At 64.7% G+C, this 24,676-nt stretch carries 24 protein-coding genes; 14 read left to right on the top strand and 10 right to left on the bottom strand.

The features are described from left to right. Positions 1–60 precede the first annotated feature (60 nt). Complete coding sequence (locus AC066Y_RS12385) at positions 61–324, top strand: hypothetical protein (protein ID WP_173640237.1); 264 nt, start codon at positions 61–63, stop codon at positions 322–324. A gap of 194 nt (positions 325–518) precedes the next feature. Here the strand turns inward: AC066Y_RS12385 and AC066Y_RS12380 are convergent, their stop codons facing one another. Next, complete coding sequence (locus AC066Y_RS12380; RefSeq protein ID WP_050403822.1) at positions 519–788, bottom strand: metal-sensing transcriptional repressor; 270 nt, start codon at positions 786–788, stop codon at positions 519–521. A gap of 337 nt (positions 789–1,125) precedes the next feature. Here AC066Y_RS12380 and AC066Y_RS12375 point away from each other — a divergent pair, with 337 nt between their 5' ends. The 5 genes from AC066Y_RS12375 to AC066Y_RS12355 all read left to right on the top strand — a co-directional run bounded on the left by AC066Y_RS12375 (position 1,126) and on the right by AC066Y_RS12355 (position 7,506). Continuing rightward, positions 1,126–1,428 carry a hypothetical protein gene (locus AC066Y_RS12375; RefSeq protein WP_478274106.1) on the top strand — a complete coding sequence of 101 codons (303 nt, stop codon included), beginning with the start codon at positions 1,126–1,128 and terminating at the stop codon, positions 1,426–1,428. 177 nt (positions 1,429–1,605) lie between these two features. Continuing rightward, positions 1,606–3,249: an NRAMP family divalent metal transporter gene (locus AC066Y_RS12370; RefSeq protein WP_478274105.1), complete on the top strand. Its 1,644-nt coding sequence runs from the start codon at positions 1,606–1,608 to the stop codon at positions 3,247–3,249. Continuing rightward, positions 3,246–3,485 carry a hypothetical protein gene (locus AC066Y_RS12365; protein ID WP_478274104.1) on the top strand — a complete coding sequence of 80 codons (240 nt, stop codon included), beginning with the start codon at positions 3,246–3,248 and terminating at the stop codon, positions 3,483–3,485. Before AC066Y_RS12370 ends, AC066Y_RS12365 begins: the two co-directional genes overlap by 4 nt. A gap of 307 nt (positions 3,486–3,792) precedes the next feature. Continuing rightward, complete coding sequence (locus AC066Y_RS12360; RefSeq protein ID WP_478274103.1) at positions 3,793–5,784, top strand: carbohydrate porin; 1,992 nt, start codon at positions 3,793–3,795, stop codon at positions 5,782–5,784. Positions 5,785–6,039: 255 nt separating this feature from the next. Continuing rightward, positions 6,040–7,506: an FAD-dependent monooxygenase gene (locus tag AC066Y_RS12355; protein ID WP_478274102.1), complete on the top strand. Its 1,467-nt coding sequence runs from the start codon at positions 6,040–6,042 to the stop codon at positions 7,504–7,506. Between the two features lie 10 nt (positions 7,507–7,516). Here the strand turns inward: AC066Y_RS12355 and AC066Y_RS12350 are convergent, their stop codons facing one another. The 3 genes from AC066Y_RS12350 to AC066Y_RS12340 form a co-directional block, all read right to left on the bottom strand. Continuing rightward, complete coding sequence (locus tag AC066Y_RS12350; RefSeq protein ID WP_478274101.1) at positions 7,517–9,142, bottom strand: FMN-binding glutamate synthase family protein; 1,626 nt, start codon at positions 9,140–9,142, stop codon at positions 7,517–7,519. A 737-nt stretch (positions 9,143–9,879) separates the two neighbouring features. Further along, entirely contained in the window at positions 9,880–10,749 is an 870-nt protein-coding gene (locus tag AC066Y_RS12345) for a patatin-like phospholipase family protein (protein ID WP_478274100.1), read from the bottom strand. Between the two features lie 249 nt (positions 10,750–10,998). Beyond that, the gene (locus AC066Y_RS12340; protein ID WP_092119813.1) at positions 10,999–11,772 is read right to left on the bottom strand and encodes a ferredoxin--NADP reductase; all 774 of its coding nucleotides are present in this window, start codon (positions 11,770–11,772) and stop codon (positions 10,999–11,001) included. Positions 11,773–12,069: 297 nt separating this feature from the next. On the opposite strand from AC066Y_RS12340, the gene AC066Y_RS12335 reads away from it, so the two are divergent. Next, positions 12,070–13,005, top strand: a complete 936-nt coding sequence (locus AC066Y_RS12335) for an ATP-grasp domain-containing protein (RefSeq protein ID WP_478274099.1) — start codon at positions 12,070–12,072, stop codon at positions 13,003–13,005. 33 nt (positions 13,006–13,038) lie between these two features. Here the strand turns inward: AC066Y_RS12335 and AC066Y_RS12330 are convergent, their stop codons facing one another. Together AC066Y_RS12330 and AC066Y_RS12325 are read right to left on the bottom strand one after the other, a co-directional pair. Continuing rightward, complete coding sequence (locus AC066Y_RS12330) at positions 13,039–13,239, bottom strand: hypothetical protein (protein WP_478274098.1); 201 nt, start codon at positions 13,237–13,239, stop codon at positions 13,039–13,041. 20 nt (positions 13,240–13,259) lie between these two features. Further along, positions 13,260–13,616: a response regulator gene (locus AC066Y_RS12325; RefSeq protein ID WP_478274097.1), complete on the bottom strand. Its 357-nt coding sequence runs from the start codon at positions 13,614–13,616 to the stop codon at positions 13,260–13,262. Between the two features lie 200 nt (positions 13,617–13,816). Here AC066Y_RS12325 and AC066Y_RS12320 point away from each other — a divergent pair, with 200 nt between their 5' ends. The 3 genes from AC066Y_RS12320 (at position 13,817) to AC066Y_RS12310 (ending at position 14,735) form a co-directional block, all read left to right on the top strand. Beyond that, positions 13,817–14,071, top strand: coding sequence for a hypothetical protein (locus AC066Y_RS12320; RefSeq protein ID WP_478274096.1), 255 nt, complete (start codon positions 13,817–13,819; stop codon positions 14,069–14,071). A gap of 218 nt (positions 14,072–14,289) precedes the next feature. Next, positions 14,290–14,436, top strand: a complete 147-nt coding sequence (locus AC066Y_RS12315; protein ID WP_478274095.1) for a hypothetical protein — start codon at positions 14,290–14,292, stop codon at positions 14,434–14,436. Between the two features lie 71 nt (positions 14,437–14,507). Next, entirely contained in the window at positions 14,508–14,735 is a 228-nt protein-coding gene (locus AC066Y_RS12310; RefSeq protein ID WP_478274094.1) for a hypothetical protein, read from the top strand. A 143-nt stretch (positions 14,736–14,878) separates the two neighbouring features. Here AC066Y_RS12310 and AC066Y_RS12305 read toward each other — a convergent pair whose 3' ends face one another. Then, positions 14,879–15,835 (bottom strand): amino acid ABC transporter substrate-binding protein, encoded by a 957-nt coding sequence (locus AC066Y_RS12305; RefSeq protein WP_478274093.1) that lies wholly within the window; start codon positions 15,833–15,835, stop codon positions 14,879–14,881. Between the two features lie 12 nt (positions 15,836–15,847). Further along, a complete protein-coding gene (locus tag AC066Y_RS12300) occupies positions 15,848–17,137 on the bottom strand; it encodes a dicarboxylate/amino acid:cation symporter (protein ID WP_478274092.1) in 1,290 nt (429 codons plus the stop codon). Between the two features lie 318 nt (positions 17,138–17,455). Here AC066Y_RS12300 and AC066Y_RS12295 point away from each other — a divergent pair, with 318 nt between their 5' ends. Then, the gene (locus AC066Y_RS12295) at positions 17,456–18,457 is read left to right on the top strand and encodes an NADP-dependent oxidoreductase (protein WP_478274091.1); all 1,002 of its coding nucleotides are present in this window, start codon (positions 17,456–17,458) and stop codon (positions 18,455–18,457) included. Between the two features lie 235 nt (positions 18,458–18,692). Here the strand turns inward: AC066Y_RS12295 and AC066Y_RS12290 are convergent, their stop codons facing one another. Both AC066Y_RS12290 and AC066Y_RS12285 read right to left on the bottom strand, forming a co-directional pair. After that, positions 18,693–21,863, bottom strand: a complete 3,171-nt coding sequence (locus tag AC066Y_RS12290; protein WP_478274090.1) for an efflux RND transporter permease subunit — start codon at positions 21,861–21,863, stop codon at positions 18,693–18,695. Positions 21,864–21,873: 10 nt separating this feature from the next. Further along, on the bottom strand, positions 21,874–23,031 hold the full coding sequence (locus AC066Y_RS12285) for an efflux RND transporter periplasmic adaptor subunit (RefSeq protein WP_478274089.1): 1,158 nt from the start codon (positions 23,029–23,031) through the stop codon (positions 21,874–21,876). A 248-nt stretch (positions 23,032–23,279) separates the two neighbouring features. On the opposite strand from AC066Y_RS12285, the gene AC066Y_RS12280 reads away from it, so the two are divergent. The 3 genes from AC066Y_RS12280 (at position 23,280) to AC066Y_RS12270 (ending at position 24,637) form a co-directional block, all read left to right on the top strand. Then, a complete protein-coding gene (locus AC066Y_RS12280) occupies positions 23,280–24,053 on the top strand; it encodes a cysteine rich repeat-containing protein (protein WP_478274088.1) in 774 nt (257 codons plus the stop codon). Between the two features lie 39 nt (positions 24,054–24,092). Next, positions 24,093–24,314 carry a cysteine rich repeat-containing protein gene (locus tag AC066Y_RS12275; protein ID WP_478274087.1) on the top strand — a complete coding sequence of 74 codons (222 nt, stop codon included), beginning with the start codon at positions 24,093–24,095 and terminating at the stop codon, positions 24,312–24,314. 110 nt (positions 24,315–24,424) lie between these two features. Beyond that, positions 24,425–24,637 (top strand): hypothetical protein, encoded by a 213-nt coding sequence (locus AC066Y_RS12270; RefSeq protein WP_478274086.1) that lies wholly within the window; start codon positions 24,425–24,427, stop codon positions 24,635–24,637. Positions 24,638–24,676: the final 39 nt, after the last annotated feature.

The raw sequence follows: 24,676 nt of genomic DNA, 5'->3' as shown, positions 1-24,676 counted from the left end.
CTCCGTCCAACGGGCATGCGGACCACACCGGCGCCGCGCTCAAACAGGATGGAGTATCCCATGTCGATCAAGACCAAGTTTGCCGCCCTCGCCCTCACCGCGCTCGCAGTGACCGGCACCATCGCGTCCACGACGTCGCAGGCCAACGCCAAGCCGTATGGCTGGGGCTGGGGCGTTGGCGCGGGCCTCGTCGGCGCCGCCATCGTCGGCAGCGCGATCGCGGCCAGTGACGGCTATTACGACGGCGGCTATCGGCGCTGCGCCTGGGTGCGCCAGTTCGACGCCTACGGCAACTACATCGGCCGCGTGCGCTCCTGCTACTGATCGACGGGATTTTCGTAGTGTTTTCGAGCGAAGTGGGCACCGGTTCGCGTGAAGAAAACACGTCAAACAAGAATCTAGAGCCGAATAGGCTCTAGGGCTGCGGGTCCTGCGTTCGGCACGGGTCCTCATCCACCCCGTGTCGCACACGACCCGTCCGGTGATCCCCCGGGCGGGTCAATTCTTGAACGCGGCGATCACAGATATTTTGCGATCAGCCGGAAGTCGCGCAGCACGTTGCGGCCCTTCGGGCCCGATGCCTTCAGCGTCTCCTCCAGGCTGTGGCCGATGTGATCGTGGATTAGCGCCTTCTTGGCGCTCTCGATCGCGCTCTCCACCGCCTGCAATTGCTGGGCGATCTGCGCACAGGGCCGGCCCTGCTCGATCATCTCGACGATGGTCTCGAGATGGCCGTTGGCGCGCTTCAGGCGCCGGGCGATCGCAGCGTGCGGATGGTCGTCTGACATTCGGTTCTCCTATCCTCCCTGGAGGATAATCGTGATCCTCCCCGGAGGATAGCGGAATCGGCTTGACAGGCCATTGTGGCAGGCGTAGTGCCCAATTGTCGGAACATGCGTTCCGCACCGGGGTCTGACCCCGGACACCAACCCGACCACGAGCCAACACAGAAGGCACATGGGCAGTAGCAACTCAGGCGACAGTAGACCGCTGACGGGACTATTGACGCCGCAACACAGCAAGACTGATCGCGCAGATTTCGCCTGCGTGGATGGGTGGTCACGTCTCACGTAACCGCCTGCTCCTCACCGGCCTGCCGCGCGACAGCGGAAGTGGAGGTGAGCGATGTTCGAAAAGCTCGCAAAATTCCGGCAAGCGCGCCCGCGGCGCGTTGTCGAGCCGCGGCAGATCCCGCCGCGGGCGGCCACCTATTCCAATGACAACCTGCCGGGTTTTCGCCGCCCGGCGGATCGCCGGCGTCCAACCCCGGCCTGTCATTGGGTCCTGATCGACGGCCGCCTGGAGTGCCGGTGGACCATCGACGACACCGGCGGCGACTTTGAACAGCAGCGACGCGCGGGCCGGCATTTTGGCCCGCGTGCAACAAGCGCGCGTCGCGCCGCGGCGAAGCCGCGGCTGTGCGCTTAGGAGGCCGATATGGACGAAGGACCTAGTTGCCCCGTTGCGCGGCTGTCGGGCGCTGCAACGGGATTCCTGAACTGCACCACACCTGGAAATGCCGCTGCTCACGGCAGCGGAGACGTGCGCGCCTGACGACGCCTGCGTCCCTCCCGCCGTGCCCGAACGGCGGCGAGGAGACGCGAAATGACCGAAAGCAAGACCGCCCAGACCGCCATTCTCGATAGCGCGCATGCCGGCGACATCCACGGCGCGCTCGGCAGCATCGCGCGCGCCGACACTGCGCCGCGCGCGACGCTGCTGGCCCGGCTGAAAACATTGCTGGCGATCGTCGGCCCCGGCCTGATCGTGATGGTCGGCGACAACGACGCCGGCGCGTTCGGCACCTACACCCAGGCCGGTCAGAATTACGGCACCACGCTGCTATGGACGCTGCTGCTTTTGATCCCCGTGCTCTACGTCAACCAGGAGATGGTGGTGCGGCTCGGCGCCGTCACCGGCGTCGGCCATGCGCGGCTGATCTTCGAGCGCTTCGGCAAGTTCTGGGGCGCCTTCAGCGTCATCGATCTCCTGGTGCTGAACGCGCTGACCATCGTCACCGAATTCATCGGCATCACCTTCGCGCTTCGTTTTCTCGGCGTCTCGCAGTTCTGGGGCGTGCTGGCCTCGGCTGTTATCGTGATGCTCGCGGTCTCGACCGGCGACTTCCGCCGTTTCGAACGCTTCGGCATCGTGCTGGTCGCAGGCAGCCTGCTGCTGGTGCCCATTATCCTGATGGTGCATCCGCCGGTCGGGCAGATCGCGGCTGATTTCTTCGTACCGAAGATGCCCAAGGACGCCAAGCTCAGCGAGGTGATGCTTTTGATCGTCGCCATCGTCGGCACCACGGTGGCACCGTGGCAATTGTTCTTCCAGCAGAGCTACATCGTCGACAAGCGGATCACGCCGCGCTTCATCCGCTATGAGCGGATGGATCTGTGCATCGGCATCGTGCTGGTCGTGGTCGGCGCCGTGGCGATGATCTCGTTCTGCGCCGAGGTATTCGCCGGAAAGCCCGAATTCGGCAATTACACCGACGCGCTGGGGACAGCGGTCGGGTTGGAGAAATATGCCGGCCGGCTGCCGGCGGTGCTGTTTGCCTTCGCACTGCTCGATGCCTGCATCATCGGCGCGGCCGCGGTCTCCCTCTCGACGGCCTATGCGATCGGCGACGTGTTCGCGGTCAAGCACTCGCTGCACCGCAAGCCATGGGATGCGAAGGGCTTCTACGGCGTCTATTGCGGGCTGATCGTGCTCGCCGCCGTGCTGGTGCTGACGCCGGGCACGCCGCTCGGACTGCTCACCAACGCGGTGCAGACGCTGGCCGGCGTGCTGCTGCCGAGCGCGACCGTGTTCCTGCTCTTGCTGTGCAACGACCGCCACATCCTCGGGCCCTGGATCAACTCGACCTGGCTGAACCTGTTCACGGGCGCGGTGGTGGCGGGCCTCGTGATGCTGTCGGTGATCCTGACTGCCGCGGTGCTGTTCCCGGATCTCAGCGAGCACTGGATCATCGGCATCCTGGTCGGCGGCAGCCTGCTCGCGCTCGCGGTCACTGCGGCAGTCAAGCTGTACGAGATGTTGTCGCACGGTCGCGCGTCCTCCCGCTTCACGCACAAGCCGCCGCTGTTCGACCGCGACACCTGGCGGATGCCGCCGCTCGACCGGCTGCCGCCGGCACGGCTCAGCCCGCTGAGCCGGATCTGGATGCTGGTGCTGCGCGGCTATCTGGTCGTCGCTGCCGGCCTCGTGCTGCTGCGCATCGTCCAGCTCGCCACGGTGGGGGCGTGACGGCGCTTGGCCGCGGCCGGAGATGGGGCGCGATCGTGTTGTTCAGGCTGGCAAGCGCCATCCTGCGCGGCGCAACCGCGCTTTATCAGCGACGCAAGATTTCAGGCGCCGAGCTGCGGACGGCGCTGTCGATGGCGCGATGTGTCGAACGGGCCGGCGCAAGGGTCGTGCTCGGCAGGCCATCGCAGCCGGCATTCATCAAGACAAGGGACAAAGACAATGGTGGCGTCGATTGAACGGTCGGTTCTCGACCGATTTGCCACAGATGCGCGGGCGTTCGCAGCGGATGAGGCCCACAGCCTCGGCGTGTTACGCGACTGTCATAGCGGCGTGCAAATCGGAGAGGTATCCGGCGCGCCTCAGTTGCTATTGCGAATTACTTGCAACAAGCCACAGGGGATGCTAGGTGCTGATCTGGCTTTGGATGGGACGACACGGATCGGACCGGGGACGGCGGGCGATGAATTCAAATCTTGGGTGGCAAGTGGCCGCCAAATCTGCAATGCCGGGCGAAACCGCCAACCGTTCGCGGAAAGCCGCGTCATGACCTGCGTCCGTCTCTTCCGGGTTCGGATCGCCGCCGGCGCAGCGCTCGGCGCGGCGGCATTCGGCACGCCGGCAGCCGCGGCCGATATGGCCGTCAAGTCACCGGCCATGAACGCGGCGGTCTATAGCTGGACCGGCTTTTACGTTGGCGGCCATGTCGGCTATGGCGACGGCAGCCTCGGTCCCGATACCAATCCGCTTCCCTTGCAGGGCGTCTTCTTTCCTCACAGTGTCACGGGAGGGATCGGCGGCTTCCAGGTCGGATACAATCACCAGTTCGCAAACCGCTTCGTGCTCGGCGTCGAGGCCGATGCGACATTCGTGGGCCCGGTCGATCTGCCGCGGCGCAGGCTCGGCCCCTTCAACTCGTCGATCGACTATGTCGGCACTGTGCGCGGCCGCGCCGGTTACAGCTTTGGTAGCTGGATGCCGTACATCACGGGTGGCTTCGCCTGGGGACGCAGCCAGGTCAGGGTCAACGATGCCGCCGGCAACGTGATCTCGGAGCCCGGCCAGTATCAGACCGGCTGGACTGTCGGCGCCGGCGCCGAATTTGCGCTAAGCGGCAATTGGACGGCCAAGCTCGAATACGACTACGTCGACCTGTCGCGCCGCACGCTCGGTCTCAACGATTTCGGCATGCCCGGCGTCAGTATCGACCCGCGGCTGCATCTGTTGAAATTCGGCCTGAACTACCAGCTCGGCGATTCACCCTGGTCGGCGACGCCGACGCGGTCCGTGCTGCCGGACTCCGGCGACTGGAGCGTGCATGGGCAGACCACGCTGATCGCCCAGGGCTATCCGTCGTTCCGCGCGCCCTATAGCGGCACCAACAGCCTTCCGGGCGCAGGGCAAGCGCAACAAACCTGGACCACGACGGCGTTTCTCGGCGTGCGGCTCTGGGAAGGCGGCGAGCTCTATTTCAATCCGGAGACCGCACAGGGCTTCGGCCTCAACGGCACGCTCGGCCTCGCCGGTTTCCCGAACGGCGAGGCTCAGAAGGCCGGCGCCGAATATCCGAGGATCCGGCCGCAACGCTACTATCTCAAGCAGACCTTCGGCTTCGGCGGCGAGCAGGAAGACGTCCCCGACGGTCCCAACCAGATCGCGGGCAAGCGCGACATCGACCGCCTCACGGTCGTCGCCGGACGCTTTGCGGTCGGCGATTTCTTCGACGGCAATTCCTACGCCAAGGACCCGCGCGCGGACTTCATGAACTGGGCGATGTGGGCCTCGGCCGCCTACGATTTCCCGGCCGATCTGCCAGGTTACACCCGCGGCGCCGTGGTCGAGCTCAACCGCAAGGACTGGGCGGTGCGCGCCGGCGTGTTCCAGGTGCCCAATGCACCGAACACCGACGTGCTGACGTTCAAGACCGGCGGTGCAGTGGTGGAATTCGAGGGCCGCTACTCGGTCTTCGATCAGCCCGGCAAGCTGCGCGTCGGCGTGTTCGGCAATCGCGGCAACACCGGCAATTACAGCCAGGCGCTTGCGATCGAAGCCACTGACCCGTCGCTCGACATCAACACCGTGATGGCGGGCATCCGCAAGGACAACCTGAAATACGGCTTCTACCTGAACGGCGAGCAGCAGATCGCAACCGATGTCGGCCTGTTCGGCCGCCTGAGCTGGAACGACGGCCAGAACGAGATCCTGTCGTTCACCGACGTCGACCGCAGCGTCTCCGGCGGCGTGTCGATCAAGGGCAGCTATTGGGGCCGGGCGAACGACACGATCGGCATCGGCGGCGCGGTCAACGGACTGTCGTCAGCGCATCGCGACTACATCGCCGCCGGCGGCCTCGGCCTTTTGATCGGCGACGGCGCGCTCAACTACAGTCCGGAGCGGATCTTCGAGACCTACTATGCCTACCAGGTGAACAAGAGCCTGACGCTGACCGCAGACTATCAGTTCATCACCAACCCCGCCTACAACGCCGATCGCGGCCCGGTGCACATCTTCTCCGGCCGCATCCACGGCGAGTTCTGAGGCGCGCCACCTCCCAACGTCGTCCCGGCCTGCGCCGGGACGACAGTGAATTTGCGTCGCCAGCTGCGCGCAATCCATAGCTCCGCGCACGCAGAAGCATGGATTGCTTCGTCGCGGGCTCCTCGCAATGACGGCTGAATTGGTTCGGACGGCCAGCGCCCTCTCCCCACTCAGATATATGTAGACCCCCCGGGCTTGCCGCAAGCCCGGGGTCATCCCGTAGAACGCCCGCCCAATCGAACGGAGGAGTGCGCGATGCGGGAACATGCTGTGGTGATTGCCGGCGGAGGGCCGACCGGGCTGATGCTGGCGTGCGAGCTGGCGCTGGCCGGTGTTGATGTTGCGATTGTCGAGCGGCGCGAGAATCCGGACCTGATCGGCGCGCGAGCAGGCGGTCTGCACGCGCGCACCATCGAGGTGCTCGATCAGCGCGGCATCGGCGACCGCTTCGTCGCGCTGGGGACGCGCCATCCGGCGGTGCTGTTCCACTCCCATCTGGTTCCGCTCGGGATCAGCGACTTCCCGACCCGGCGCAATTTCACGCTGGGGCTGCGGCAGAACCATATCGAGCGCGTGCTCGGCGAATGGGCTGACGAACTGGAGGTGCCGATCGATCACGGGCGCGAGGTGACCGGCTTCACGCAGGACGAGGATGGCGTCGGCGTCGCGCTGTCGGATGGCCAGGTGCTCCGCGCACGGTATCTGGTCGGCTGCGACGGCGGCCGCAGCATCGTCCGCGAGGCGGCCGGCATCGAATTCGCCGGATGGGATCCGACCAGGAGCTGGCTGATCGCCGAGGCCGAGACATCGGACGAACCGGAATGGGGCTTTCGCCAGGACGACGGCGGCATCTATGCCATCGGCAAGGTCGAAGACGGTGAACGGGTGCGGCTCGTACTGACCGAGCGGCAACTCGGCACCGACAGGGAGCCGACCCTGGGTGACGTCAGCGAGCGGCTGGTCGCGGTGTACGGCACCGATTTCGGCATCCACAGCCCGGTCTGGATATCACGCTTCACCGACATGACGCGGCAGGCCGTGACCTATCGCAAGCAGCGCGTGCTGCTGGCCGGCGATGCCGCCCACGTGCTTCCGCCGATGGGCGGACAGGGTCTCAATATCGGCGTGCAGGACGCAGTGAACCTGGGCTGGAAGCTCGCCCAGGTGGTCAAGCTGACATCGCCGGACGGCCTGCTCGACACCTATCAGGCCGAGCGGCATCCCGTGGCGGCCCGCGTGCTGCGCAACACCATGGCGCATGTCGCGCTCAACCGGACCGACGCGCGCAGCAAGGCGCTGCACGAGATCGTCTCCGAACTGCTGCGCATGGACGAGCCGCGCCGAAAATTCGCCGCGATGATGTCGGGCCTCGACCTGCACTACGATCTCGGCGACGGCCATCCGCTGCTCGGACGCCGCATGCCCGATCTCGATCTGGTGACGACGAGCGGCCCGCTGCCGGTCTTCGCGCTGCTGCACGGCGCGCGGCCGGTGCTGCTCAACTTTGGCGAGCCCGGCAGCTTCGACATCACGGGATGGGCTGACCGGGTTCAGCTGGTCGACGCCGGTTGCGCCGGCACGTGGGAGCTGCCGGCGCTCGGAACGGTTGCGGCGCCCGGCGCGGTGCTGGTCCGGCCCGATGGCTACGTGGCGTGGGTCGGAGACCGGAGTCAGTCGGGCCTCGCCGAGGCGCTGACCAAATGGTTCGGCGCGCCAGCGTAGCTGGGCGCCTCTACCCCGCCGGCTGGAACGAATCCGCGCGCGCCATCGCCCAGGCGTCGCGGAAGCGGGGATCCTGGGTGCCTTCGAGCAGTTCGCCCGGGCGCAGCGCCGGGTAAAGCTGTGCGAAGGTGCGGACGTCGGTGGTCGAGCTCCGCTGCGAGAAGTGGATCGGGCGCAGATCCTTGGTGTGCTCGAGGCCGGCGGCGGCGAGCAGCTCGGTCAGCGCGTGCAGGGTCGAGTGGTGGTAGTTGTACACGCGCTCGATCTTGTCGGGCACGTAGAGCGCGCGGTTGCGGATCGGGTCCTGCGAGGTGACGCCGGTCGGGCAGCGATCGGTGTGGCAGCTCAGGGACTGGATGCAGCCGAGCGCGAACATGAAGCCGCGCGCCGAATTGCACCAATCGGCCCCGATCGCCATCGCGCGCGCCAGGTCGAAAGCGGTCGCGATCTTGCCGGAGGCGCCGATCTTGATGCGGTCGCGCGCGCCGATGCCGATCAGCGCGTTGTGGACGAAACTGACGCCCTCGCGCATCGGCATGCCCAGATGGTCCATGAACTCGAGCGGCGCAGCGCCGGTGCCGCCTTCATTGCCGTCGACCACGATGAAGTCGGGATAGAGCCCGCTCTCCTTCATCGCCTTGCAGATCGCGAGGAATTCCCAGGGATGGCCGATGCACATCTTGAAGCCGGCCGGCTTGCCGCCGGACAGCTTGCGCATTTGCGCCACGAATTCCATCATCTGCAGCGGCGTCGAGAACGCCTTGTGATAGGCCGGCGAGATGCAGTCCTCGCCCATCGGCACGCCCCGGATCTTGGAAATCTCCTCGGAGACCTTCGCTGCCGGCAGCACGCCGCCATGGCCGGGCTTGGCGCCCTGGCTGATCTTGAGCTCGACCATCTTGATCTGGTCGTCGCCGGCGACGCTTGCGAACAGCTCCGGATTGAAGGTGCCGTCGCGGTTGCGGCAGCCGAAATAGCCGGAGCCGACCTCCCAGATGATGTCGCCGCCCATCTCGCGGTGATAGGGGCTGACGCCGCCCTCGCCGGTGTCGTGGGCGAAACCGCCTTTCTTGGCGCCGGCATTCAGCGCCCGCACCGCGTTCGGGCTGAGCGCGCCGAAGCTCATCGCCGAGATGTTGAAGACCGAGGCCGAGTACGGCTTGGTGCAGTCGGGGCCGCCGATGGTGATGCGGAATTTCTCGTCGGCACGCGGCTTCGGCGCCACCGAATGGTGCATCCACTCGTAGCCCTCGCGATAGACATCCTCCTGGGTGCCGAACGGCCGCTTGTCGAGCACCGCCTTGGCGCGCTGATAGACTACCGCGCGGGTGTCGCGGGAGAACGGCATGCCGTCCTTCTCGCTTTCGAAGAAATACTGCCGCATCTCGGGGCGGATTTCCTCGAGCAGGAAGCGGACATGCGCCGAGATCGGGTAGTTGCGCAGCACCGCGTGGTTCTTCTGCGTCAGGTCGCGGATGCCGAGCAATGTCAGCGCGCCGAAGATCGCCAGCGGGATCACAACGATCTTGAAGACCTTGTGGTCGAAAATTCCGACCAGCAGCAGCAGCGCGGTGACGACGGCGCAGATCGTCAGCACGATGAAGCGCGGCGAGAACGGAAGCAGCAACGTATCCATCAAATCCCCCGGTCTGCCTTGAATACCCTGTCGGCCGTAAGCTAATCCAACTCGCGGAACAAGTGCACTACGGTTATACGGCCGAGCAGTCACAGATGTGACAACCGCCCGGATGGGCGGGTACGGCACCAGTCAAATTGAAACGAAATCGCCTTTTGCAGTGCAACGCAGTGGAGCTCCACAAAGACTGCACCCCCTCCCCCGCTTGCGGGCAGGGCGCACTGCCAAAATATCGAAAACAACCCCATGCACAGTAGCCGGCGGACACGGCAACTTGACTCGTCGGGCAAATCACTGGCATTCTTCCATTATCCAGAAATCGTGCAGACGCCCGCGGCTATCGCATATGGGAAAGCCCTGCCGCGTCGATTCCCTGCGGCCATCCTTCGAGACGCCCGCCATTGAGTCCGCGGCCCCTCCACACGTCGTCCCTGCCTAGTCCGCAATTGCGCACGGGAGCAGGGACCCATACGCCGCGGCGGACCTTGTTGCAGGGACTCGTTCCAGGATCGCCCAACAACTAGCATTTGTGGTTATGGGTCCCTGCTTTCGCAGGGACGACGATGAGGACGGCTCGCGATTCAAGGCGTCACACCGCGCGGTGTCATCACCCGCGCATGCGGGTGATCCAGTATTCCAGAGACTACAGTGCTTGAGCCGAGGAGCCGCGGCGTACTGGATCGCCCGGTCGAGCCGGGCGATGACAGCGGGAGAGTGAGGAGAGTGCACTGTTCGCATCAATGGTCGTGCGGCCGCATTTCGTGAGGGATATGCCCCGCCTTCAGGCCGTCGCTGGCGAGCCACGCGTTGGTGGTGTCGAGGGCCCGGGCGATATGATCGGATGTCCGGGAGAAATCGTAGGGCGAGCCGACCAGCGGGCAGAGCGGCGGCACCACGAAATACTCGACATCGGGACTGATATTCTCGAGCTCGTTGACGAGCTGCCGGGCGATCAACAGCGTCAGCGCATGCAGCGCATTGGCGAGCGCGCCGACCGGTGGCGCCTGGTTGGCGCAGGCATATCCGGTCGGCAGCACGATCAAGCGCTTTGCCCCATGCTTCACGGCGACGCGGACCGGTGTGTTGCTGGAGATCGCGCCATCGGCGAGGTAGTGATCGCGGTAGTGCACCGGCGTGAATGCGCCGGGGATCGCGGTCGATGCGATGATCGCCTCCGCGGTCGAGCCTTCCGACAGCACCACGCTGTCGCCGCTGATGATGTCCGTCGTGACGATATGGATCGGGAGCCGCGCGTCCTCGAGATTGCGGAACGGGATGTAATCGTCGATCAACTTGCGGACGCCGTCATGCGGGATCAGGAAGTCGCGCCGCCACAGGAAGCCCACCAGCGTCCGCCAGCTCACCGGAAACACGTCCTGCCGGTTCAGGCCGCGCCAGATCTCGGCCAGCCGTGCCACGCCCGACACCGTCGGGTCGCCGGCATAGAACGCGCCGTTCAAGGCGCCGACGCTGGAGCCGACCACCATGTCGGCGGCGACGCCATGCGCGGCCAGTGCCTGCAGCATGCCGACCTGAACCGCGCCAAAGCTGCCGCCGCCGGCGAACACAAAGGCGGTCTTCGGGGCATCCGGATCGGTGATGGACAAGGTGCTGCTCCCTGGATCGCCGCGTTCAGGATACGGCTGCGCGACGTTGGTGGGATTTATAGCAGTCGGGGAATGGTGCGCACCACAAACACCGCCGTCGTCCCGGCCTAGTGCGCAATTGCGCACAGGAGCCAGGACGCATAACCACAAATGCAAAAGGCTGGAGCTCGATGGGGCCCCAGCCTTCGTCCAATCAGCAACGGTGGTTATGGGTCCGGGTCGCGCTTCGCTTGCCCGGGACGACAGAGATCAGCGCTCGACGAACGCCTTCTCGATCACGAAGTGACCGGGGGTGTTGCCGCTGCCTTCCTTGAAGCCGCGGGTCTCGAACAGTTGCTTCAGTTCGTCCAGCATCGCCGGGCTGCCGCACATCATGATGCGGTCGGTCTCGATGTCGAGCGGCCCCTGATGCAGGTCGGTGAACAGCTGGTTCGACGTGATCAGGTCGGTGATGCGGCCGCGATTGCGGAACGGCTCGCGCGTCACGGTCGGATAGTAGGAGAGCTTCTCCGACAGCAGCGGCCCGAACAGCTCGTCGTCGCGCAGCTTGGCGACCAGCTCCTCGCCATAGGCGAGCTCGGAGACCTGGCGGCAGCCATGCACCAGCAGGATCTGATCGTAGCGATCATAGACCTCGGGGTCCTTGATCAGGCTCGCGAACGGCGCAAGGCCGGTGCCGGTCGACAGCAGCATCAGCCGCTTGCCGGGGATCAGATTGTCGGTGATCAGCGTGCCGGTCGCCTTGCGGCCGACCAGGATGGTGTCGCCCTCGCGGATCTTCTGCAGCTTGGAGGTGAGCGGGCCGTCCTGCACCTTGATCGAGAAGAACTCGAGCTCTTCCTCGTGATTGGCGCTCGCCATCGAATAGGCGCGCAGCAGCGGCCGGCCATCGACCTCGAGGCCGATCATGGCAAACTGGCCATTCTGGAAGCGGAAACCGGAATCGCGGGTCGCTCGGAAGCTGAAAAGCGTATCGGTCCAGTGCTGAACAGAAAGAACTTTCTCTCGATAGAACGCGCTCATGGGTTTTCGTTTTCTCGACTGATCAGATTTAGAATGATTTGATTTCTAGACTGCTCGCGACGGCGCTGAAGTGGCCGAAATCATTGAAGATCTCGCGTGTCCATTGCGCCAATGCATGAGATAGTCAAGATCAACTGGCGTGCAATTGCGATCTCAGAATGGCAGTCGTTCGATTTCGCGCGGAGGTTCAACCGCGACATCGTTAACACGTCATGCTGCAGGTAATTTACTTGCTGAGATCGGCGCCGATCTGGCAATTAATTGCTGCGAAAGCCGCGGTGAAGGGAAAATGATCTCGTGGTCCTGATCAGCCAGCGAATCTTCCTGGAAACCATCAAAAAATATTGTTTGGCGCACGCCATTGCCGTCGAGGTGCGGTCCGGCGGCTGGCTGGTCATCATGACCAAGCGCGACACGCGGCGGCTCGCGATCGGCTACGATATCGGGCTGAACAGCGCGGTCGCGCATCAGGTCGCCAACGACAAGTCGGCCTGCGCCGAAGTGCTGGCATCGGCCGGCATATCCGCCATTCCGCACAGCCTGTTTCTCGGCAGCAAGCTCAGCAAGCACATCCCCGGATCGGACTCGCTGGATGCGATGTCGCTCCTGCTCGCGCAGCATCCGCACGGCCTCGTCGTCAAACCCAATGAGGGGACATCCGGCGAGCTCGTCTTCCGCGTGACGACGCGAACGCAGCTGGAGACGGCGGTCGCCCGCATCCTCGCCGCGCATCCGAGCCTTGCGATCTCGCCTTACGTCGAGATCAAGGACGAGGTGCGCGTCGTGCTGCTCGATGATCGCGCGCTGATCGTCTACCGCAAGACACGGCCGTCGGTGGTCGGCGACGGCGTCCACTCGCTGCGCGCGCTGGCGCAGGCGACCGCGACGGCCGAACAGCTGAAGGCCCTCTCCGAGGATTTCGATGCCGCCGCGCTCGACGCCGTTCCGCCGGCCGGCGAACGGCTTCTGCTGAACTGGCGGCACAATCTCGATGCCGGCGCCGAGCCGGTGCTGCTCACCGATGTTGCGACACGCGAGGCCTGCGTCGCGCTCGCGATCGAGGCCGCGCAGGCCGTCGGCATCCGCTTCGCCTCCATCGACGTCGTGCACGTTGATGGCGCGTGGCAGGTGCTGGAAGTGAATTCGGGCGTGAAGATGGAGGCACTGGGCCGCCGCCATCCGGCGCTGGTCGAGGCGGCGTATTCGGCGGCGCTGGACGCCGTGTTCGCCTAAGCGACGTGCGGCGCGTTTCCCTTGAGCCCCCGATCATTCTCGCGGGTGCTCTTTCTCGTAGGCGGCGACGATCAGTTCCGACTGCTCGATCTGCGCCGTGAGACGGTCGATCTCGGCTTGCGTCTCCGGAAACACGTCAGCACCTGCCCTATTTCCGGATTGCAACTCCGCGAGCAGTTCACGATTCTTCGTGATCTGCTCGCGGTGCCAATCGATCTCGGGATCGTCTTGCATATGTCTCTGTCGGACAGGGCTTACGACGTCAGCTCGCGCAGCAGGGCGGCTGGATAAACCGGTTTGGCAAAAAATTTGACGCCGTCCGGCAGATCGCTGGGCGGAGCCAGACCCGAAATCACGAGCACGCGCACGCGTGGGTCGCAATCGAGGGCCAATTGTGCGAGTTCGATGCCGTTCATTCTGCCCGTGAGCTTGATATCGGTGACCAGCAGCGACGGGTGACGCATCTTGATGGCCAGCGCTGCCGTCTCGGCATCTTCGCACTGGATGACGTCGAAATGCCCCTCTTTCAACAACAGCGCAATCATGTCGCGCTGGATTGTGTCGTCTTCGACCACAATTGCGGTTTGGTGAATTGACCTCGCGTAGCCCATGGCAACCTCCAAACGGTCAACCCCAGTGTCAATGACTGAGGACGCTTATTGTTCTGGTTCCGGGCTCGATAAACGGCAGGTTCCGGCGGACGTTTGCAAGTTCCGAGCGGAACAACATTCGAGGTCGCCGAGTCATTGATGAGGGGCGAGCCGGATGGTTCGGGCCTGGGGAAAGGAAGTCTTGCCAGGAGGCAAAGCTGATGAAGAACGTTGTACGGTCGGATCAGGATTCTTCTGAACCCTACAAAGCCGACGCGGCGGCCGGCGCGCCCAGCTATCTATCCTCTCGACGACGGGTCGAAGACCCGGTCCCGGATGCCAATGACATGCGGCATCAGGCGATGGAGCGAGCGACGACCGGTTCGCTCGGCGCTCGCCTGCCGCACGATATCGTTTCCGAGATGGAAGCAGAGCTCAAGCAGCAGGTCGATCGGCTTGTCGCGGAGCGACACTAAAGCATGATCCGGAAAAGTGTGAAGCGGTTTTCCGAAAAGAATCATGCTCAAATAAAGAGCTAAAGCGCGATGACGATTCAACCCGATCTCATCGCGCTTTAGCTGGTGAAGCGACGAGTTCGCAGACTTCAACAGCGGAATCTCGCCTGCCGATGATGCTCCAGAGATCGCGGCGCGGAAACTCGAGCCAGGATGCCCGCCGGATCAATGGAGTTTTGATGGGAGCGATCCTTGGACGCGCGATCTTCCAGGTCATGGTTGTTCTGGCGGCGGTCGGCATCGTTGCCCTCGCTTCTATGGCGGTCCACGGCGGCTACGCGCGTGCGGCGGTGCAGCTTGCCGCGAAATTCTCGCCGTCATTTTGATCCATTCAGCGGCTTGCCCATCCCGCTCAAGGGAGTACGCTGATGCGCATTAATCGATCCGGATACAGATTATGCGCAAACTTGTTTTGAGCTTCCTCGCGATCACGGCGTTCGTCGCCGCCTTCGATCCTCCGGCCGCCAACGCCGTGTTCTGGCGCGGCGTCACGGCCCCGACGAATATCGACATCCACGGCTATCCGATCATCAAGGAGCCGCCGCCGAGCCCATGCCAGCTGATCCATGTGAACGGGTTCTGGGTCCGGCAGTGCCTGGATTTGTCGCATCGCTATTGGCGGTGAGCGAAGTCGCGCTTCGTCGGGACAGTTCGGGACCACTTGGAAAACCACTTGGAAAGCCGCGCGCGTTGCGCAAGACCCCTCACCCGGATTGCGTCTGCAACGCAATCCGGCCTCTCCCGCAAGGAGAGAGGCCGGACTTCAGGCTAGTTCGCTCCGCCCGCAGAATCGTCGAGCGCCTTGAAGGCGTCTTCGAGCTGCGGTGAGAGCGCCACGTTGAGCTTCTCGCCGGTCGGCAGGCGGGCGACGAACCACTTGTTGTAGAGCGGGATGATGTCGCGGTTCGAGGCGAGCTTGCGGAACGCGCGCTCGACCACGTCCTTCATCTGCGGCTCGCCCTTGCGGTACATGATGCCGTAGGGATCGTAGGACAGATAGTCGCCGGTGACGCGGAATTTATCCTGCGACTTGTGCCGCGCAATCAGGCCGTAGAGCAGGATGTCGTCGGTCGCGAACGCATCCGCCTTGCCGTCCACCAGCATCTGGTAGGACTGCTCATGGTCGCCGGCGGTCACGATGTTGAGGCCGAGCTGTTGCTTGGCGTCGACATTATGCATCGCCTGCTCGTTGGTGGTGCCCTTGGTCACCACCACCGCCTTGCCCTTCAAGTCGGCGACCTGGTTGACGCCGGAGGCCTTCGGCACCATCAGCTTGGTGCCGGCCACGAACATCAGCGGCGAGAATGCGACCTGCTTGCCGCGCTCGGCATTCGCCGTGGTCGATCCGCATTCGAGATCGATCTTCTTGTCGACGACCGCGGGAATGCGGTCGTCGGAGGTCACCTTGACGTACTCGATCTTGAGATTGGCGTCGTCGACCTCGGCCGCGATCTCGTCGACGATCGCATCGCACAGCTCGAGGCTGTAGCCGATCGGCCGGTTGGAGTGATCGAGGAACGAGAACGGCGGCGAGCTTTCGCGATAGCCGATCCGCACCGCGTGCGTGGCCTTGATGTTGGCGAGCGTGGGGCTGAGCCCCTCGCCCGCCGGCTGGGCGGACACCGGTCCGATCAGCAGGCTTGCCGCCAGCAGACATGCTGACAGCAGGCCTGTCGGCAGGAGAGGCGCCTCAGCCCGTATCGGCCTCCAGCGGGCGCGATGCATGCATCCCTCCCGTCAATGACCGGCCATCACGGCGCCGGGCACCGCATCCTGCGGCACCGCGTCGTCGGGCCCGAGCTCGTGCTCGGCCTTCAGCTCGCCCTCCCACTTCGCGACCACGGCGGTGGCCAGCGAGTTGCCGATCACGTTGGTGGCGCTGCGGCCCATGTCGAGGAAGGTGTCGATGCCCATGATCATCAGCAAACCGGCCTCGGGGATGTTGAACTGCGACAGCGTCGAGGCGATCACCACCAGCGACGCGCGCGGCACGCCGGCCACGCCCTTCGAGGTGATCATCAAGGTCGCCAGCATCGCGAACTGCGTGCCGAGCGACATCTCGATGTGGTAGGTCTGCGCGATGAAGATGCTCGCGAAGGTGCAGTACATCATCGTGCCGTCGAGGTTGAAGGAATAACCGAGCGGCAGCACGAAGGCCGAGATCCGCGAGGAGGCGCCGAACCTGTTCAGCCCCTCCAGCGTTTTCGGGTAGGCCGCCTCCGAGGAGGCGGTCGAGAACGCGATCATCAGGGGCTCGCGGATCAGCCGCAGCAGATGGCTGTAGCGCGGCCCGATCACGACGAAGCCGACCATCACCAGAATGCCCCACAGGATCAGCAGCGACAGATAGAAGCCGCCCATGAAGACGATCAGCTTCCAGAGCACGCCGAGGCCGTTCTTGGAAACGGTCGCCATGATGGCGGCCCACACCGCGATCGGTGCGAACAGCATCACATAGCTGGTGACCTTGAGCATGATGTGGGCGAGATCGTCGATCAGGCTCATGATCGGCTTGGCGCGCTCAGGCATGGCGCCGAGCGCCACCGCGAAGAACACCGCGAACACCACGATCTGCAGGATCTCGTTCTGCGCCATCGCATCCGCGATCGAGGTCGGGATCAGATGGGTCAGGAATTTCTCGATCGAGAAGGCCGAGACCGGCAGGCCGGTCGACTGCGCCTTGTCGGGCAGCGTGCCGGGGAAATTGGCGCCGGGCTGCAACAAATTGACCATCACGAGGCCGAGCAGCAGCGAGACAAAGGAGGCGGAGACGAACCAGCCCATGGTCTTGGCGAAGATGCGCCCGAGCTTGGCGCCGCTTCCCATATGGGCGATGCCGCCGACGAGGGTTGCAAACACGAGTGGCGCGATGATCATCTTGATCAGGCGCAGGAACAGCATTGCGATCAGGTTGACGTCGGCTGCGATCTCGGCACGGCTGTCAGGAAAGTAGTTGAAGACGATCGTTCCCATTGCGATGCCAAGGACCATCGCAAGCAGGATGTATTGCGTAAACCTGTTCGACATTCTCTTACCCCCGTAAGTTCCCGGCGAAGGGCAAGTGTGGCAGATTTACGCAGCTACGCAACACGCTTCGCGCCGCGCGGGACTTTGCCGATATGTTCCCGTTGTGGAATGCCAGCGCGCGGACCAGAGCCTTTTCCGTTCCGATGAATCGGAACGGGGCTCCAGATTCATGTTTTGACGCATTTTCTTTACGCGAACCGGTTTCCACTTCGCTCTAAAATGCTCTAGCGTTCGTGCAGCGCACAATCTGTGCAACACGCTGCGCGCGTCGCAGTCAAAATGCATGCGAAACGACCAACGCGAGGGGAGACACCGCCAATGAACGACACCGTCAATCGCCAGATCCTGCTTGTTGAAAAGCCGACCGGCAAGCTTGGCCCCGAGCATTTTCGCCTGACCAAGGGCACGGTCCCCGCGCCGAAGGACGGCGAGGCGCTGGTGCGGACACGCTACATCTCGCTCGACGCCGCCAACCGCGCCTGGATGCACGGCGCCACCTACCGCGCTGCGGTGGAGGCCAACACCGTGATGGCCGGTGGCGGCATCGCCGAAGTGGTGGCGTCGAATGACCCCGGCCTGAAGCCGGGCGATATCGTGTTCGGCGACACTGGCTGGCAGGACTATGCCGCCGTGCCCGCCAAGCACCTGGCCAGGATGCCTAAGCTCGAGCCGATGACGCATCTGCTCAGCGTCTACGGCATTGCCGGCCTGACTGCCTATTTCGGCCTGCTCCATGTCGGCAAGCCGAAGGAGGGCGAGACCGTGGTGGTGTCGGCGGCCGCCGGCTCGGTCGGATCGATCGTCGGCCAGATCGCCAAGATCAAGGGCTGCCGCGTGGTCGGCATCGCCGGCGGCAAGGACAAGTGCCACTGGCTGACCTCGGAGCTCGGCTTCGACGCCGCGGTCGATTACAAGGACGGCGCCACCTACAAGGCGCTGCGGGCAGCGGCGCCCAAGGGCATCGACGTCTATTTCGACAATGTCGGCGGCGACATCCTGGAAGCCTGCCTGGCGCAGATGAACAATCGCGGCCGGATCGCCTGTTGCGGCGCGATCTCGCAATATGACGGCGTGCCCTCCGCGCACGGCCCGCGCGGCGTGCCCGGCCTGATCGTGGTGAAGCGGCTGATCATGCAGGGCTTCATCGTGATGGACTACATGGACCAGCGCGATGCCGCGCTCGCCGACCTGCAATCCTGGGTCTCCTCGGGCAAGCTCAAGGTCCAGGAAGACGTCATCGACGGCATCGAGAACACCCCGCAGGCGCTGATCGGGCTGTTGGCCGGCGAGAACCGCGGCAAGCGCATGGTGAGGGTGTAGCCGCTGAGCGCGATGCCGTAGGGTGGATAGCGAAGCGTAACCCGCCATCGTCCGGACCGAGAACGATGGGTTGCGCCTCCGGCTAACCCACCCTACGCAGCTAATCCCGTCATCCTGAGGTGCGCGCACTTGCGCGCCTCGAAGGATGCACGGCCCGGCGGGTGGCTCGTCGACCCTTCGAGACGGCCGCTTCGCGGCCTCCCCAGGGTGACGGGGATAGGATTCGCGCGCGGCCCTAATGCACCGTGCCCGATGCCTGCGGGGCCGCTTGCGGCGCGGGCGCCTTGCCTTTCTTCGCCTTGCGCCTGTTCTCGAAATTCTGCACCACGACGAAGAACGCCGGCACGAACAGCACCGCGAGGCAGGTCGAGGCGATCATGCCCGAGAATACGGTGATGCCGATCGACTTGCGGGCGTTGGCGCCGGCGCCGGTCGCGAGCACCAGCGGCAGCACGCCGAGGATGAAGGCGAACGACGTCATCAGGATCGGCCGGAACCGGGCGCGCGCCGCGTCGATCGCCGACTCTAGCACCGGCTTGCCGTCGCGGATGTGATGCTCGAGCGCGACCTCCACGATCAGGATCGCGTTCTTGGCCGACAGCGCGATCAGCAGGATGGTGCCGATCTGGGTGTAGAGATTGTTCTCGATCCGAAGTGACGTCAGCACCAGCATGGGCCCGAGCAGCGACAGCGGCACCGCCAGGATCACCGAGATCGGCGCGTACCAGCTCTCATATTGTCCGGCGAGCACGAGGTAGACCAGCAGCAGCGCCAGTGCGAACACGAGGTAGATCTGGCTGCCGACCTCCTTCTCCTGGTACGACATCGCCGTCCACTCATAGCCGGTCCCCGGCGGCAGCGTCTTCGCGGCGATCTCCTCCATCAGCGTCATCGACTGGCCGGAGCTGTAGCCCTGCGACGGCAGGCCGATGATGGTCGCGGACGGATAGAGGTTATAGAGACTGATCAGCGACGACCCGACCGACGGGGTGATCTTCGCCACGGTACCGAGCGGGACCATGTCGCCATTGCTGTTGCGCACCATCATGTTCTCGATGTCGCGCAGCGTCAGGCGGTATTGCGCATCGGCCTGGGTGTAGACCTGGAAGGTGCGGCCGAACTTGGTGAACTGGTTGACGTAGCTCGCGCCGAGATACGACGACAGCGTCGAGAAGATCTGGTCGGTGGTGACGTGCAGCGTCTCGGTCTTGACGCGGTCGACCTGGACGTCGAACTGCGGCACCATCGAGCGGAACGACGACTGCACCCGCTGCAGCGCGCTTTGCGTCTGCGCATTGCCGACGATGGCGCCGGTGACCGCCTGCAGCTTGCCGTAGTCGGCGTTGCCGTCACGGAGCTGCACCTGCATGGCAAAGCCGGCGGCGTTGCCGATGCCCTGGATCGGCGGCGGCGGGATCACCAGGATCCGTGCCTCCGGAATCACCGCAAGCTTGTCGTTGAGGCCGTAGACCAGCGAGCGCAGATCCTCGCCGGGGCCGCGCGCGCCCCAATCCTTCAGGATCACATAGGCGACGCCGGCGTTGGCCAGGCTCGACGAGTTGTCGAGCGCGGAGATGCCGGCGATGGCGACCACCTGCTCGACACCCGGTGTCTTGCGGGCGATCTCGGTGACCTGATCGAGCACCCGCTGGGTGCGATCGATCGCGGCGCCGTCGGGCAACTGCACCGCGCCCAGCAGATAGCCCTGGTCCTCGATCGGAATGAAGCCAGTCGGCACCCGTGACAGCCCGTAGCCGGCAATTCCGATCAGGATCAGCGCGACGAGGACCGAGGTCTTGGCGTGACCGGCGATGCCGCCGATCATCCGCGCGTAGCCCCGCTCCACCCGGTCATAGACCGCGTTGAAGCCGCGGTAGAAGAAATTGCGCTGCTCCGGCGGCACCGGCGGGCGCAGCCATAGCGCGCATTGCGTCGGCTTCAGGGTCGCGGCATTGACGGCGCTGAGCAGCGCGGTCGCCGCGATCACCAGGGCGAATTGCGCGTACATCCGGCCGGTCAGCCCCGGCAGGAAGGCCGCCGGCAGGAACACCGAGATCAGCACCAGCGTGATGCCAACGATCGGCGCGAACAATTCGTCCATCGCCTTGATCGCGGCATCGTGCCCGGACATGCCGCGCTCGATATTGTGCGCGGCCCCTTCGACCACCACGATGGCGTCGTCGACCACGATGCCGATCGCCAGCACGATCGCAAACAAGGTCGAGAGGTTGATGGTGAAGCCGAGGGCGGCCATCGCCGCGAACGCGCCGATGATGGTGACCGGCACCGTGGTCGCAGGCACCAGCATCGCCCGCCAGTCCTGCAGGAACACCAGGATCACCACCAGCACCAGCAGGCCGGCCTCGATCAGCGTCCGGTAGACCTCGTCGATCGAGGCCTGGACGAATTTGGTGGTGTCGAACGGCGTGTCGTATTTGATGTCCTGCGGGAACTGCCTGGCGAGCTGCGCCACCTTCTTCTGCACTTCCTTCTCGACCTGCAGCGCGTTGGCGCCAGGCGACAGGAACACGCCGATGCCGGTGGCCGGCTTCTGGTTGAGCGAGAACACCTGGCTGTAGGTCTGCGCGCCGAGCTCGACCGAGCCGAGATCGCGGACACGGATGACGTCGCCGACATTGCCGGTCTTGACGATGATGTTCTCGAACTGGCTCGCATCGTCGAGCCGGCCGTTGACGTTCAGCGTATACTGGAACGCCTGCCCCTGCGGCGCGGGCGGCGCACCGACCTGACCTGCGGTGACCTGCTGGCTCTGCTGCTGGATCGCCTGGATGACGTCCTGCGGCATCAGCCCGCGTGCCTGCAGCTTGTTCGGATCGAGCCACACCCGCATCGAATACTGCCCAGCGCCGAACACGGTGACGTTGCCGACGCCCGGCAGGCGCGACAGCTCGTCGCGAATGTTGATGGTGGCATAGTTCGACAGGAACAGGCTGTCGTAGGTCTTGTTCGGCGAGGTCAGCGTCACGAACAGCAGGATCGAGGTCGACCGCTTCTGCACCGTGACGCCCTGGTTCTGCACCGCGGTCGGCAGTTGCGACAATGCCGAGGAGACGCGGTTCTGCACCAGCACCTGCGCGAAGTTGAGGTCGGTGCCGATCTTGAAGGTCACCGTCAGCGTGTAGGTGCCGTCGGCGCCGCTGTAGGACTGCATGTAGAGCATGTCCTCGACGCCGTTGACCTGCTGCTCGATCGGCAGCGCCACGGTGTCGATCACGGTTTTTGCCGACGCGCCGGGATAGCGCGTCGTCACCTGGACCGTCGGCGGCACCACATCGGGATATTGCGCGACCGCAAGATTGAACAGCGCGACGCCGCCGATCAGGATCATCAGGATCGCGATGACGTTGGAAAGAACCGGCCGCTCGATGAAGAATTTCGAGATCATGGCGCGCCCCTCACTTGGCCGGTGCCGGCGCCGTCTCGGCCTTCTGCACCTGCGGATCGACCTTCTGCCCGGGGATCGCGCGCAACAGTCCGGCGGTTACGACGCGGTCGTCCGCCTTCAGCCCGCTCTCGATGACGCGCAACCCCTCGTCGAGCGGACCGGTCGTCACCTTGCGCTGCTCGACCACATTGTCGGCATTGACGACCAGCACGTAGCGGCCGCCCTGGTCGCTGCCGATCGCAACGTCAGGCACCAGCAGCGCATTGTCCTGCTTGTCGATCGGGACGCGAACGCGGACATAGAAGCCCGGCAGCAGCACGCGATCCGGATTCGGCACCAGGCCGCGAACGGCAAGCGTACCGGTCGACTGACTGACCGTCGGCGAGAGATAATCGAGCTTGCCCTTGTGGGGATAGCCGGTCTCGGTCTGCAACCCGACCTCGATCGGCAACTGCCTGAGATCGTTGAAGGTCATGCCGCGGCGGCGCGCCTCGTCCCGCACCCGCTGCACGTCCTGCTCATTGACGTTGAAATTCACGTAGATCGGGTCGAGCTGCACGATGGTGGCAAGCTGGGTGGGCGAGGCCACGCCGACCAGCTCGCCGACCGAGACCAGATGGTTGCTGACGATGCCGTCGAACGGCGCGGCCACGTTGGTGTAGCCGTAATTGACCGCGGCGATCTTGGTGTTGACCTGGGCCTGCTGCAGGCTGGCCTGGGCGTTGTCCCGGGTCGAGGTCGAGGTATCGAGTGTCGCCTGCGAGACCGCCTGGCGCTGCACCAGATCCACCTGGCGCTTGAAGTCGGCCTCGGCCTGCTTGAGCGTCGCCTGCGCGCCTACTTCCGCGGCCTGCGCCTGCTCCAGCTTCAGCTTGTAGGTCTCCGGCTCGATCGTGAACAGGGTGGTCCCCTCCTTCACCGGCGAGCCGTCCTGATAGTTGATCGACTGCAGAAAGCCCTGCACACGCGCGACCAGGTCGACGGTCTTGATCGGCGCGGTGTTTCCGGTGGCGTCCAGGTAGCGCGTGATGGCGCGCTGAACCGGCGGCGCGACCTCGACCTTGGGCGGCGGCGGCGCAACAAAACTGTTTTGCTCGCAGGCACTTAAACTGACAAAGGCCGATACGACGAAGGCGATGCGCGGAAGCGGTGCATTTCGCAGCCGCACAAAATCGCTCTGACTGAAATGTGCCGATGCGCGCGCATGCCTCATTTCGAGCCTCGATTCAAATGACTTAATTCAAAGACGTCGTGGCGAGCAAAGAATTCGCCTGCATCATCCATAGCAACAATCCGCTTGCGGCGGAACTCGAAAGCGAAAATGATGGCGCTCGCCGAGGTTGTTACAGCAAGACTTTTTCAGAACGCAATTCAGTTGAGCCGGAAGCTTGCGGCCCGACGAGAGGATTTATTCAAATGATCAACGCGTTGACACGTGCAACGAGGCTCTCCGCATGGCTCGCGCTTGCGGCATTGATGAGCACCGCACCGGCCTTGTCGCAGGCGCCGACCCAGGCGCAGCGCGACGCCATCAAGTCGCAATGCCGCAACGATTACATCGCACACTGCTCCAGCGTTCCACCCGGCGGCGAAGCGTCACTGCAATGCCTGCAGAAGAACATGGCAAGCCTTGCGCCCGGCTGCGCCAGCGCCGTGAAGGCCGTGGAAGCACCGGCCGCTGCGCCCGCAGCAGCCAAGACCGACGCGGCTCCGGCGGCGACGGCGGCCAAGCCTGCGGAGACGGCGGCACCGAAGGCCGCGGCAGCAAAGCCAAGCAGCGCACAGATCTCCGCGATCCGCAGCGCCTGCCGTTCCGATTATCCCAAGGTCTGTGCGGGCGTGCCGACCGGCGGTGCGCCGGCGCTGCAGTGCCTCGAGAAGAACAAGGAGAAGCTTTCGCCGGCCTGCGAGAAGGCCGTGGCGGCCGCCGGCGGCGGTGGCGCCGCGGGTGCCGCGACAACGGCAGCACCGGCCGCGGCTCCGGCGGCCGCGCCGGCGGTGATCGCGTTGCGGCCGCTGCGACCGCGCGAAGAGATTTTCGTGCTGCGCTCGGCCTGCGGCGCCGACGTCCGCTCGATCTGCGGCGGCGTCCAGCCGGGCGGCGGGCGGATCGTGCAATGCCTGGCGACCAATGCCGCCTCGCTGTCGCCGGCGTGCCGCGATGTGCTGGCGCCGTTCGCGGCGCGGTGATCCTGTTGTCACGCGACTGATCGGAAAAGGAAGCGATCAATGCTGCGTCTTGTCCTGACCGCCGCGATGCTCTGCGGCTCATCCGCCGTCTACGCCCAGGAGCTGACGTCAGCGCAACGCGACGCCTGCATGGGTGACTACGAGAAGTTCTGCAAGAGCGTGGAGCCCGGCGGCGGGCGCATCATCGCCTGTCTTGCCAAGGAGAGCGACAAGCTGACGCCGGCCTGCAAGAAAGTGCTGGCGGCAGCGGAAAAGAAATAGCCGCGCAGGCGGTGAGACGATAGGTGCCCGGCGATTGGCCGGGCACGGAGCCGCAGCACCTTGTTGTCGCCCACAGGCCAACGAAACCTCACCCCGGGAGAGGGAATATCATGCGCTCATTATTGCTGATCGCCGCGGCCCTGCTGTCCTTTGCCGCGACCATGATCTTCGAGACCTCCGATGCCAACGCCGTCGTGTGCGGGCGCGGCCCCTATCGTGCCGGATGCGCGAGCACGCGCGGCGCGGTGGTCGTCCGCAAGCCCGTCGTCGCCGGCTGCCGCTGGATTTGGGTCGACGGGGTCAAGGTCCGCCGCTGCTACTGAGGCGTTCGCCGCCACGCTTGTAGTCGCCGCGTACATTTT

Source organism: Bradyrhizobium sp. USDA3010, from assembly GCF_056429065.1.
Note: the sequence above shows the minus strand (reverse complement) of the source record. Positions and strands in the feature narration are given on the sequence as shown.

Excerpts from the sequence above, each read along its gene's own strand:
- AC066Y_RS12305 (WP_478274093.1), bottom strand. The coding sequence starts at position 15,835 with ATGCATCGCGCCCGCTGGAGGCCGATACGGGCTGAGGCGCCTCTCCTG.
- AC066Y_RS12310 (WP_478274094.1), top strand. The coding sequence starts at position 14,508 with ATGCGCAAACTTGTTTTGAGCTTCCTCGCGATCACGGCGTTCGTCGCC.
- AC066Y_RS12355 (WP_478274102.1), top strand. The coding sequence starts at position 6,040 with ATGCGGGAACATGCTGTGGTGATTGCCGGCGGAGGGCCGACCGGGCTG.
- AC066Y_RS12275 (WP_478274087.1), top strand. The coding sequence starts at position 24,093 with ATGCTGCGTCTTGTCCTGACCGCCGCGATGCTCTGCGGCTCATCCGCC.
- AC066Y_RS12290 (WP_478274090.1), bottom strand. The coding sequence starts at position 21,863 with ATGATCTCGAAATTCTTCATCGAGCGGCCGGTTCTTTCCAACGTCATC.
- AC066Y_RS12320 (WP_478274096.1), top strand. The coding sequence starts at position 13,817 with ATGAAGAACGTTGTACGGTCGGATCAGGATTCTTCTGAACCCTACAAA.
- AC066Y_RS12340 (WP_092119813.1), bottom strand. The coding sequence starts at position 11,772 with ATGAGCGCGTTCTATCGAGAGAAAGTTCTTTCTGTTCAGCACTGGACC.
- AC066Y_RS12350 (WP_478274101.1), bottom strand. The coding sequence starts at position 9,142 with ATGGATACGTTGCTGCTTCCGTTCTCGCCGCGCTTCATCGTGCTGACG.
- AC066Y_RS12270 (WP_478274086.1), top strand. The coding sequence starts at position 24,425 with ATGCGCTCATTATTGCTGATCGCCGCGGCCCTGCTGTCCTTTGCCGCG.
- AC066Y_RS12375 (WP_478274106.1), top strand. The coding sequence starts at position 1,126 with ATGTTCGAAAAGCTCGCAAAATTCCGGCAAGCGCGCCCGCGGCGCGTT.
- AC066Y_RS12380 (WP_050403822.1), bottom strand. The coding sequence starts at position 788 with ATGTCAGACGACCATCCGCACGCTGCGATCGCCCGGCGCCTGAAGCGC.
- AC066Y_RS12325 (WP_478274097.1), bottom strand. The coding sequence starts at position 13,616 with ATGGGCTACGCGAGGTCAATTCACCAAACCGCAATTGTGGTCGAAGAC.
- AC066Y_RS12315 (WP_478274095.1), top strand. The coding sequence starts at position 14,290 with ATGGGAGCGATCCTTGGACGCGCGATCTTCCAGGTCATGGTTGTTCTG.
- AC066Y_RS12300 (WP_478274092.1), bottom strand. The coding sequence starts at position 17,137 with ATGTCGAACAGGTTTACGCAATACATCCTGCTTGCGATGGTCCTTGGC.
- AC066Y_RS12370 (WP_478274105.1), top strand. The coding sequence starts at position 1,606 with ATGACCGAAAGCAAGACCGCCCAGACCGCCATTCTCGATAGCGCGCAT.
- AC066Y_RS12360 (WP_478274103.1), top strand. The coding sequence starts at position 3,793 with ATGACCTGCGTCCGTCTCTTCCGGGTTCGGATCGCCGCCGGCGCAGCG.
- AC066Y_RS12280 (WP_478274088.1), top strand. The coding sequence starts at position 23,280 with ATGATCAACGCGTTGACACGTGCAACGAGGCTCTCCGCATGGCTCGCG.
- AC066Y_RS12295 (WP_478274091.1), top strand. The coding sequence starts at position 17,456 with ATGAACGACACCGTCAATCGCCAGATCCTGCTTGTTGAAAAGCCGACC.
- AC066Y_RS12330 (WP_478274098.1), bottom strand. The coding sequence starts at position 13,239 with ATGCAAGACGATCCCGAGATCGATTGGCACCGCGAGCAGATCACGAAG.
- AC066Y_RS12385 (WP_173640237.1), top strand. The coding sequence starts at position 61 with ATGTCGATCAAGACCAAGTTTGCCGCCCTCGCCCTCACCGCGCTCGCA.